This window comes from Terrabacter sp. P5_B1 (genome assembly GCF_056400505.1).
On sequence record NZ_JBFULD010000138.1, the window covers coordinates 1 to 10,384 of the forward strand.

Sequence of the window (10,384 nt, forward strand, 5' to 3'; positions counted from 1 at the left end):
ACGGCCGCTGAGAATCCCCGGCCGATCTGGACGCCGTTTCTCGTCACGGGCACGGCGCGCAGGCCGCGGTCACCCCCGCGCGTCGCCGTGGCCGACACCCCGTCGGGGGCCCCGGCGAGGTCGGTGCCGATGCGGGCGCGAAGGCTGGTGGCCGCCTCGACGGCCGTCGACCAGAGGGAGACGGTCGTGCGGCTGCCACCCGAGGCCGGCCCGTGGGTCGCGCCGCTGTGCGCGTGCCCGAGACGGACGTCCACCGCGGTCGGGTCGACGCCGAAGACGCCGGCGACGGCACGGGCGAGCACCGTGCGGCTGCCCGTCCCCATGTCCTGCACCGCGGTCGAGGCCACGAGACGGCCGCCCTGGACCGAGACGACGACCTCGCAGTCGGGGTCGACGAGGTAGAGCCAGTTGGCCGCGGCGAACCCGACGCCGCGGCGGTAGCGGCCGGTCTGGCTCCCGGTCGCCGGACGCGCCTGCCACGTCGGGAGCTCCGACGCCCACCGGTAGAGCGCCTGGCGCTTCTGGTTGCCGTCCCACTGCGCGCGCAGCTCGATCGGGTCGCGGCCGAAGCGGTGGGCCGCCTCGTCGACGGTCTGCTCGAGGGCCCAGGCGATCGTCGGGCCGCCGGGGCCCCGGAAGGGCGCGCCGGGAGGGGCGTTCGTGACGACGTCGACGTCCCGGGCCAGGCGCGGCGTGCGGTCGTAGACGAGCATGGCGAGCGACGCGACGCCGTTGCCCACGGCGACGCCGGCGTGACTGTCGGTGTCGACGGTGAGCGCCCGGATCGCCTGGGTGTCGTCGTCGACGAGGAGGGAGACGCGAGAGCGGCTTCCGGGACGGTTGCCCGTGCCCGTCAGCTCCTCGTGCCGGTCCAGCACGAGGCGCACCGGTCGGCGGCTGAGACGGCTGAGCGAGATCGCGGCGACGGCCTCGGTCGTCAGGCTGAGCTTGGCCCCGAAGCCGCCGCCGACGTGCTCGGCGACGACCTCGACGCGGGTCGGGTCGAGGTCGAAGTGCTCGGCGATCTCGAGGCGCATCACCCCGACGCCCTGGGTGCTGAGCCACACCCGGAGGTACTGCGGGTCGCTCCAGTCGGCGACGCAGGCATGCGGCTCGAAGGCGGTGTGCAGCTGTGCGGCCGTGTGGAACTCGAGGTCGACGAGACCCCGACGCCCCTCGGAGCGGGCCGACCGGATGCGCCGCTTGGCGACGGTGCCGAGGAACGGGGCGCGCGACGGGCCGTGGGTGTTGCCGTCCCACGGCGCCGGCATCGAGCCACCCTCGCCGGCGCTCGGCGCCCCCTTGCGGTCCGCCCGCGTCGCGTAGACGAGAGGGGCGCCCGGGCGGACGGCCTCGGCGGGGTCGAGGACGAACGGCTGAGCCGTGAACGGCACCGTCAGCTCGCGCGCAGCACGGCGGGCAGCCGCCGCGGACTCCGCAGCGACGACGGCGATCGGCTGGCCGGCCCACCGGACGCGACGGTCGTCACCCAGCACGTCGATCCCGAGGACGCCGTCGGGGAAGGTGATCGGCCCGACGACCCCGGCGGCCAGATCGGAGCGGCGGATCGCGGCGTGCAGCATGCCGGGCAGCACGACGTCGGTCGTGTAGACGGCAGCGCCGGTGAGCTTGGCCGGCGCCTCGACGCGCTCGACGCGCTCGACGCGGTGGCCGCCGTCGCCGTCAGGAGCTCCGTCGTCGTGCTCGCCGCGGCACGCGGCCGCCACGGCGCGGTAGATCCCCTCGTAGGAGCCGCACCGGCACAGGTGGCCCGCGAGCGCCTCGGCGATGGTCTGGCGGTCGGGACCGTCCGACCCGTCGGCACCGTGCTCGGCCCGCCACCGGTCGTGGAAGGCGACGGCGCTGACGACGAATCCCGGTGTGCAGTAGCCGCACTGGAGTCCGTCGTGGTGGGCGAACGCGCGCTGGACCGGGTGCAGGTCGTCCCCGTCGGCGAGGCCCTCGACGGTCGTGACGTTCGCGTCCCGCAACCGGGTGGCCGGAGTCAGGCAGCCGAGCACCGGCTCGCCGTCGACGAGCACCGTGCAGGCGCCGCAGACGCCGCTGCCGCAGACGAGCTTCGTGCCGGTCAGCCCGAGTCCGTCGCGGACGACGTCGACCGCCGACTCGGTGCCGTCGATCTCGACGACCCGCGCCTCGTCGTTGACCGTGGTGGTGAGCTCCATGAGGCCTCCTGCAGCCGTCATTGCGTCGGGACGAGACGATCCTCACCGACGCTACCTGCGCAGCGGCCCCAGCGCGATGATGGTGTCGAGGGGTCCGGTCGCGGGCCCGCGACGAGGAGGCACGGTCATGCGGATCGCGGTGCTCGGAACGGGTGGGGTCGGCGGCTACTTCGGTGGCCGGCTGGCGGCGGCCGGTCACGACGTGACGTTCCTGGCTCGCGGCGCCCACCTCGACGCGATCCGGGCCAACGGGCTCGTCGTCACGAGCGTCCTCGGCGACTTCACCGTGCAGCCGGCGCAGGCCACCGACGACATCGCCTCGATCGGCCCGGTCGACGTCGTGCTGCTCGCCGTCAAGACGTGGCAGCTGCCGCCGGTGCTCGCGGCGCTGCCGACCCTCATCGGCCCGGACACCGCGGTCGTCACGACGCAGAACGGTGTCGAGGCGCCCGACCAGGTCGCCGCGGCCGCCGGACGCGGGACGGTGCTGCCCGGCATCGCCAAGATCTTCGTCCACACCGACGGCCCGGGGCGCATCACGCACGCGGGAGGCCCGGGGTCCCTCGCCCTCGGCGAGTGGTCGGCCACGCCCGGGCCACCGTCCGAGCGGGTGGTGCGGCTCCGCGAGGCGATCATCGACTCCGGCGCGAGGTCACCGGTGCCTGAGGACATCTGGGCCGAGCTCTGGTCGAAGATGCTCTTCGTCGTGCCGTTCGGCAGCCTCGGCGCGGCGCTCGACGCCACGATCGGCGAGCTGCGCACCGAGCCGTCGAGCCGTCTCCTCCTCGAGGCGGCGATGCGCGAGGTGGAGGCGCTGGCCCGGGCACGCGGCATACGCCTGCCGGACTCCGTCGTGGCGGGCACGATGGCCTACGTCGACGACCAGCCCGCTGACGGGACGACGACCTTGCAGCGCGACCTGCTCGAGGACCGACCGTCCGAGCTCGACGCCTGGACCGGAGCGGTCGTGCGCCTCGCCGCCGCCTCCGGCGTCGCCGTGCCGCTGCACCGGCTGCTGCTCGAGGTGCTGACGGGGCGCCACCCCCGCGCCCTTCCCCGGTGACGCCGCCCCGAGGAGGTCGCAACCGGGTCGGCTAGGTTCTGCGTCCGTGGAGTGGTTCGAGACGGTGCGCGACCGGGTGGTCCCGGCCACCGGCGACGTGGCGCTCACCGCGCCCCGCCTGCTCGTCGTCCTGGGCATCGCCCTCGCCCTCGTCGCCGTCGATCCGCTCTGGCGGGTCGTCCGCCTCGCCGTCACCCTCGTGCACGAGCTCGGCCACGCGGTCGTGGGGGTCCTCGTCGGTCGCCAGTTCACCGGGTTCGTCCTTCGCGGTGACATGTCCGGTCACGCCGTGACCCGCGGGCCGGTGGGAGGCGCCGGTCGCGTCGCCTCGACGTGGGCGGGCTACCCGATGCCGGCCCTGCTCGGCGCGGCGATGGTGTGGGCCGCCGAAGGCGGCTCGTCGGCTCCCCTCATAACAGCCGGGCTGGCCATCCTGCTCTTCGCCCTGATCCGGGTCAGGTCGGTGCTGACGGTCGTCGTCATGGTCGTCGTGACCGCCGGCTCGGCCGCCCTGTGGTGGTGGCGGGACGACGCGCTGCAGGCGCAGGTGCTCGTCGGTTTCGGGGTCGTGCTCCTCGTCGGGGCGTGGCGCCACCTGACCGCGGTGCTCCGTGACCGCAGCCGCGGCAGCGACCCCGGCGTCCTTGCGTCACTGACACCCGTGCCCCGCCTGCTCTGGAACCTCTCCTTCGTGGCGGTCTGCGCCCTGGCCACGTGGGTCGTCGCGGCTGAGGTCGTCGCCACCCTGCGCTGACCGATGGCGTATGCCGTGTGGTTCGCCGGTGATCAGCGCAGCCGCGGTTGGGTAAGCGAGGACTGGGTGAGCGAGTCAGGGGGTCACCCGCACCACCCCTCGGGGAATGCCGCGGTCAGTACACGGTCGACCGCGGCACCGACCCGGCGGCATCCAGGGGCATCCAGGGGCATCCAGGGGAGGACCACGGTGCCGTCGGGTTGGTCCATGCCCACGCCGCCCGGGAGTGCGGCCCTTCGCGCCGGATCAGTTGAGGCTGAACGGCGGGGTCGGAGGCGGGGCGACCGCACCCAGGGCGGAGGCGAACTCGCGCTCGCGTCGGGCGAGCTGGAGCCCCAGGCGCAGACGCGACTCGGTGTCGGTGCTCGAGAGGAGGCGCTGGCGGTCCTCGACGTCGAGGCTCACGGTCTCCGACACGGCATACGCCAGCGAGCGGTCGTCCGTGGGGAGCTCGGGCTCGGTCCCGGTGGCCGCGGCGAACGCAGCCAGCTCGGCACGCAGCCGGGTGGCGAGCTCGACGACCGTGGCCACGTCGCCGTCGCGCTCGGGCAGCCAGGTGACGCGGGCCGTGGTGTACGGCGTGCCGGCCGCCTCGTCGATGTCGTCGACGCGGAAACGGTCGGTCCCCTCCGAGACCACGAGGTAGCGCTCGCCGTCGAGGGCCGCGGCCTGCATGAGCAGGGCGCCGCAGCCGACGGGATGGAGGGCACGGACGCCGTCCTCGCCGACCTCGAACCCCTCGCGGATGGCGACGACGCCGAAGACGGGGGGCCGCTGGTCCTGCCCGTCGAGCAGGTCCTTCAGCAGCTGGACGTAGCGCGGCTCGAAGATCTGCAACGGCAACCGGGCACCGGGCATGAGCACGGTGCCGAGCGGGAACAGCGGCAAGGTCGCCACGCGTCCAGACTAGGTCTGAACGCTGCGGGCGCCGGGGGCGGTGTGCAACCCCGGCTGGGTCAGTCCCGGGCCCCGGACGGCATCGCCTGCGTCGCCCCGAGCTGGTCGGGGTCGACCGCGGGCCGCGAACCGGTCGTCGAACCCTCCCGGACCTCACCGTGGAGCTCGTCGACCTCGTCCAGCATCTCCGCGGGCGACCCGTTGATGGCCGTGGCCAGGCCGAGCGCCAGACCGCGCAGCTCCTGGTCGCCGAGTCCGAGCCGGACCGCGACCGCGGCGGCGTTGGCCGGTCGCTTCTCGGGATCCTTCTCGAGGCACTCGAGGATGAGGTCACGCAGGTCCTCGGGGACGTCGTCCGGCAGCGGTGGGGACGGCTCGTTGACGTGGCTCAGAGCCGTCGCGATCGGTGTGCCGCGGTCGAAGGGGCGCCGGCCCGAGAGCATCTCGTGCCCCACCACGCCGAGGGCGTAGAGGTCGCTCGCGCCCGTCGCCGCGTGGCCGAGGGCCTGCTCCGGGCTGATGTAGTTCGGGGTGCCCAGCATCTCGCCGTGCTGCGTGTGGCCGCTGGCGTCGAGGGCGCGCGCGATGCCGAAGTCGGTGAGCTTCACAAGGCCGTCGTCGCGCACCATGATGTTGGCCGGCTTGATGTCGCGGTGCACGACCCGCGCCTCGTGCGCGACGCCGAGAGCGAGCGCGGCCTGACCCATGATCGAGCGCACCTCGCTCGGCGGCAGGGGGCCGCGCTGGTTGAGGACCGCCGACAGCGGCTGACCGGAGACGAGCTCCATGACGAGGAAGGCCAGGCCCTGGTCCTCGCCGTAGTCGAAGACGGTGGCGATGTTGGTGTGCATCAGGGCGGCCGAGTGCACGGCCTCGTCGCGGAACCGGAGCGCGAACAGGCGCTCATGGTCGGCGTCAGGACGCATGACCTTGACGGCGACCTCGCGCTGCAGCACCGCGTCGGTCCCGGCCCACACGTCGGCCATCCCCCCGGAGGCGATGCGCTTCTCCAGGTGGTAGCGGTCGCCCAGCACGAACCCTTCATGCAAGCGGTTCATGTCAGTGGCACCCGTGGCTTTCGGACTGAAGGTGCGCGTCTGTTGACATCTCAAGGGCCTTCGTCAGCGGTCATGGTACGGGACCCCGGGACGGTTGAGCGTCCCTGGGTTGGAATCTCTGCTGAACCGGCCCCCGGATGCACGGCTCCGAGTCACGTACCCCACCGTGGGGCTCCCCGAACAGGCGATTCAGGGACATCTCGCACCCGTCCGCGCTTCGAGGTCCTCAGGGACAGGTTCACGCCGAGCTGCCCGCGCGTGCATCGCCCGCGTCCCCGGGAGGGGCTGCGGCCCGCTCGAGCGCGTGAGGCACAGTGGAGGAGAAAGGTCGGTTCGACGGGGGGTGCGCGGGTGCGTGAGGACGCGAGCGTGATGCACGTCGACGCCGACTCGTTCTTCGCGTCGGTCGAGACGCGTCAGAAGCAGTCGCTGGCGCGCACCCCCGTGCTGGTTGGCGGGACCGGCCCGCGCGGCGTGGTTGCGACCGCGAACTACGAGGCGCGCGCCTTCGGGTGCCACTCGGCGATGCCGATGGCGCAGGCCCGGGTCCTGTGCCCGTCGGCGACGGTCCTGACACCCCGGTTCCCGGCGTACGCGGCGCACAGCGCGCTGATCATGGACACGCTGCGCCGGCTGTCGCCGCTGGTCCAGCCGGTCAGCCTCGACGAGGCGTTCGTCGACCTGGCCGCCGGCCCGTTCGCGAGCGACCCGGTCGGGGGTGCGGACCTGGCGCGCCGGCTCATCTACAACCGGTCCGGGCTGGTCGTCTCCGTCGGCGTGGGGCGCTCGAAGCTGATCGCCAAGCTCGCCTCGGACGCGGAGAAGCCGCACGGGTTCACCGTCGTGCCACCCGAGATGGAGGACGAGTTCCTCCTGCCCAAGCCGGTTTCGGCGCTGCCTGGCGTCGGGCCGGCGACGGACGCGACGCTGCGCCGCCTCGGGATCGTCACGGTCGCCGACCTCCGCGCGACCAGCCGTGACGACCTGATCCGGACGCTCGGGGAGGCTGCCGGCTGGAACTTGTACCGGCTTGCTCGCGGCGATGACCCCCGCCCCGTCGTGGTCGAGCGGCAGGCGAAGAGCGTCGGCGCGGAACGCACCTTCGCGGAGGACCTGCGCCGGTGGGAGCTGCCGGGGGCGCTCGAGGACGTGTTGTCGCGGGCGCTTCGGCGGCTGCACCGGCACGGTGGCGGCGCCCGCACCGTCACGGTGAAGGTCCGCCTGTCCGACTTCACGACGGTGACCCGTTCCGTCACCCTGGCCCAGCCGACCTCGGACGCTGCCGAGCTGCGGGAGGCGGCCGTGGCCGCGTTGACGGCTGCGGACCCGGTGGATCCGGTCCGCCTGCTCGGGGTGGCGCTGTCGGGGCTCACCCACTGGGCGCAGCTGCGCCTGCCGCGCGGGCCCGCCGCCACGCAGGACCCGGCGATCGCGCCAGTGGCCGAGATGGCGCCGCTCGACTGCAGCCACGAGCCGGACGAGGCCCTCGACAGCACGACGTGCGCGGCCGCGGACACACCCGTGCCGGCCGACGACGCGGCGGACGCCTCCGATGACGACTGGGACGGCGAGCGCCTGCCCACCCCGTTGACGGTGCACACGTGTGCGGTCGGGCTGGACGTCGAGCACAACGAGCACGGACCCGGCTGGATCGCGCACGTCGACGACGGAGTCGTCACCGTCCGGTTCGAGGGCCCCGGCACGCCACCAGGCCCCGAGCACACGTTCGACGTGCGCCGCACGCTCCTGATGCGGGTCGCGCCACCAGCGCCGACCCCACCGCCAAGGCTGACCGCCGTGCCGGACCTCCGCGAGCTCGGTGACGCCGCGGCGCTCCTGCCCGTCGAAGCGGGCACATGACAGCGGCCGGGCGGTCCGACTCTCGTCGGGCCACCCGGCCGGGGTCGTGGAGAACTCCCCACATTCTGTGCGCGAGGGGGGATTTGAACCCCCACGCCCTTTCGGACACTGGCACCTGAAGCCAGCGCGTCTGCCATTCCGCCACTCGCGCGTGACAAGGAGACAGTGTGCTGTATGAGACTGGGTTACGCCAAACCGGCACTGATGAAGCGCCGGATGGTGCTGCGGCGAGTGGGGTGATCACCACACCGGACGCAGCACCATCGCGCACCTCATCCCGCCGCGGGCGCAAGTTCCTCAGCCGCCGCCGGGGGGCGCAGGTCCCTCAGCCGCCGCCGCGGGCCCCGCCGTGCGGTTCACCGAGGAGGTATGCCGGGTCGGCGAAGCCGCCGCCGAGCATCCCGCGTGGACCGCTGGGGTCGAGAACTTCCGCGGCGGGAGCGTGCTGCTCCGCGTCGTCCTGGGGGTCGAAGCCGATGGCGAGCCCCGGCGCGAGGTCCACGACCCGGCGCGTGTTGCGGGAGACACCCCAGACGACGTGGTGCCCGGTAGCCGTCGTGGTCAGGGTGGCGAGCACGAGCCGTGCCATGTCGTCGGGCGAGAACCACGACCGCAGCGAGGGCGCCGGACCGTCCGCGAGGTCACGGAACACCATGATCCGCGCGCTGACGACGGTCATGCCGAAGCGGCCGGCATACAACCCGCCGAGCGCCTCGAGGGCCGCCTTGCTGACGCCGTAGTACGTGTCGGGCGCCGGCAACGGCATCCCCTCGCGCACGAGAGCGGAGTCGGCCGGCAGGTAGCCCGCGGCGTGGACCGAGCTCGCGAGCAGCATCCGGCCCACCCCGGCGCGACGTGCCGCCTCGCAGACGGCGCGCGTGCCGTCGATGTTGACGGCGAGGATGTCCTCCCACGGACGCTCGTCCGCGTAGGCGCCGAGGTGCACGACGAGGTCGGCGCCGGCGAACGCCTCGGCCTGCCCGTCCACATCGCGCAGGTCGCACTCGACGGCCCACTCCGTCGCTGCGTCGACGCCCGGCACGGCCACGCCCGGGGCGTCGCAGAGCACGAGCCGGTGGCCGGCCACCCGCAGCCGCGGGCGCAGCGTCGTCGCGATGCGCCCGGAGGCGCCGGTCAGCGCAATGAGTGCCACGTCGACGGYGTACCCGCCCGGCCTCCGGGCCGCTCGCTCAGAGGCCGTCGACGACCGCGGCCGCCATCTCCATGCACGACTCGTGCGTCTTGCGGTTGATCTTCAGCGGGTCGAGGTGCAGGCCGGGCGCAAGCATCGGGTCGTAGGGGATGTCGACGACGGCGCGCACCCACTGCTCGAAGTGCTCGCGCGTGTGCACGCCGGCACCGATGTCGTTGCTCCGGGCCGACGTGTGCGAGATGACGCAGACCGCGTTGCGCACGAGGTCCCCCCGGCCCATGGCCACGAGCGCATCGAGGTTCTTGGCCGCGACGACCGACGTGTCGTCCTTGAGCGAGGTCGCGAAGACGAGCAGGTCGGCGCGCGCGGCGGCCGCGAGCCAGTTCGGCGACAGCCGGTTGTTGCCCGTGTCGACGACGATCATCCGGTAGAAGCGCGACAGCTGCGTGTGGAGGTCCTCGAACTCCTGCTCGCCGATGATGCGCATCGCCTCGTCGTCGTCGGCCGAGGCCAGCACGTCGAAGGACATGCCGCGCTGCTCCCGCACCCAGTGGGCGAGCTCCGACGTCCCGGCATGCGGGTCGTCGGCGATCGTGGGCAGCGCACCTAGCAGGTCGACGACCGTGCGGTGGTGGCTCTGGGACGGTGCCCGCATGCCGAGGGTGCCCTCGGTCTCGTTGTTGTCCCACGCGAGGACCGAGCCCGAGCGGTAGCGCCCGAGGTAGCTGGCGAGCATCAGCGTGACGAGCGTCTTGCCGCCGCCGCCCTTGGTGTTGATGACCATGATCGTCTTGCGGCCGCTGACGGGGCGCGCGATCCGGTCGAGCCGGTCCCGCTCGAGACGCTCCCGGACGCTCGGCCCGAGACCGAAGGCCCTCCGCAGACCCGAGCTGGCCTTGAGCTTCTGGCGCTGGCCCTTGGACCGGGCCGAGATGAGGTCCTCGGCGCTCGGGCGCACGGAGGGCCCGGTGGGCGACGCGGGAGCCAGGTCGTATGCCGGGGGCTGGGCATCGTGCCCCTCCTCGACCGCCACGGTGGACTGAGTGGACGCGGAGGACGCGGAGGACGCGGAGGACGCGGAGGACGCGGCCGACGCGGCGGCCACGTCGGGATCGACGGCCGGCCGGCCGGCATACGCCCGCCGTGCCGCAGCGTGCCCGCCCAGGGTCGAGCCCGCGGGTGTCCATCCGGTGTGCGTCTGCGACTCGGTGCTGCTCGCCGCCGAATCGTGGGACGTCGCGGAGTCGGCGGAGTCGGCGGTGTCGGCGGGCTCCCAGTCGCTCCAGGCGTTCGTCTCGCCGGACTCTGCCGACTGCCACGAGATGTCCTCCCACGTCGAGCTCCACGGGTCGGCCGGAGCCTGCTCGGGCTGGTCCGCAGCAGCCGTCGCCGTCGGGATGGGGAGAGTGAAGC

At 73.5% G+C, this 10,384-nt stretch carries 8 protein-coding genes and 1 tRNA gene; 3 read left to right on the forward strand and 6 right to left on the reverse strand.

Going from position 1 to position 10,384, the window contains the following annotated elements; genetic code table 11:
• The coding region (locus AC1DP0_RS11520) for a molybdopterin-dependent oxidoreductase (RefSeq protein WP_478084709.1) at positions 1-2,186 on the reverse strand (2,186 nt) is incomplete at its 3' end.
• A gap of 127 nt (positions 2,187-2,313) precedes the next feature.
• Between AC1DP0_RS11520 and AC1DP0_RS11525 the strand changes: the two genes are divergently transcribed.
• Positions 2,314-3,249 (forward strand): 2-dehydropantoate 2-reductase, encoded by a 936-nt coding sequence (locus tag AC1DP0_RS11525; protein ID WP_478084710.1) that lies wholly within the window; start codon positions 2,314-2,316, stop codon positions 3,247-3,249.
• A 46-nt stretch (positions 3,250-3,295) separates the two neighbouring features.
• Entirely contained in the window at positions 3,296-4,003 is a 708-nt protein-coding gene (locus tag AC1DP0_RS11530) for a M50 family metallopeptidase (RefSeq protein WP_478084711.1), read from the forward strand.
• A gap of 246 nt (positions 4,004-4,249) precedes the next feature.
• On the opposite strand, the gene AC1DP0_RS11535 is transcribed toward AC1DP0_RS11530, so the two are convergent.
• Entirely contained in the window at positions 4,250-4,900 is a 651-nt protein-coding gene (locus AC1DP0_RS11535; protein WP_478084712.1) for an LON peptidase substrate-binding domain-containing protein, read from the reverse strand.
• A 59-nt stretch (positions 4,901-4,959) separates the two neighbouring features.
• Positions 4,960-5,958: a serine/threonine-protein kinase gene (locus AC1DP0_RS11540; protein WP_478084713.1), complete on the reverse strand. Its 999-nt coding sequence runs from the start codon at positions 5,956-5,958 to the stop codon at positions 4,960-4,962.
• Between the two features lie 72 nt (positions 5,959-6,030).
• Between AC1DP0_RS11540 and AC1DP0_RS11545 the strand changes: the two genes are divergently transcribed.
• Positions 6,031-7,818 carry a DNA polymerase IV gene (locus AC1DP0_RS11545; protein WP_478084714.1) on the forward strand — a complete coding sequence of 596 codons (1,788 nt, stop codon included), beginning with the start codon at positions 6,031-6,033 and terminating at the stop codon, positions 7,816-7,818.
• Positions 7,819-7,886: 68 nt separating this feature from the next.
• Here AC1DP0_RS11545 and AC1DP0_RS11550 read toward each other — a convergent pair.
• From AC1DP0_RS11550 to AC1DP0_RS11560, 3 genes are all read right to left on the reverse strand, one after another.
• Positions 7,887-7,969, reverse strand: a tRNA-Leu gene (locus AC1DP0_RS11550).
• A gap of 174 nt (positions 7,970-8,143) precedes the next feature.
• Entirely contained in the window at positions 8,144-8,971 is an 828-nt protein-coding gene (locus AC1DP0_RS11555; protein ID WP_478084715.1) for an NAD-dependent epimerase/dehydratase family protein, read from the reverse strand.
• 37 nt (positions 8,972-9,008) lie between these two features.
• On the reverse strand, positions 9,009-10,384 hold a 1,376-nt coding region (locus tag AC1DP0_RS11560), incomplete at its 5' end, for a MinD/ParA family ATP-binding protein (protein WP_478084716.1).

What these genes read in the sequence shown, in the direction of transcription:
- AC1DP0_RS11525 (WP_478084710.1), top strand. Translation starts at nt 2,314, where the DNA reads ATGCGGATCGCGGTGCTCGGAACGGGTGGGGTCGGCGGCTACTTCGGT.
- AC1DP0_RS11540 (WP_478084713.1), bottom strand. Translation starts at nt 5,958, where the DNA reads ATGAACCGCTTGCATGAAGGGTTCGTGCTGGGCGACCGCTACCACCTG.
- AC1DP0_RS11545 (WP_478084714.1), top strand. Translation starts at nt 6,031, where the DNA reads ATGGTACGGGACCCCGGGACGGTTGAGCGTCCCTGGGTTGGAATCTCT.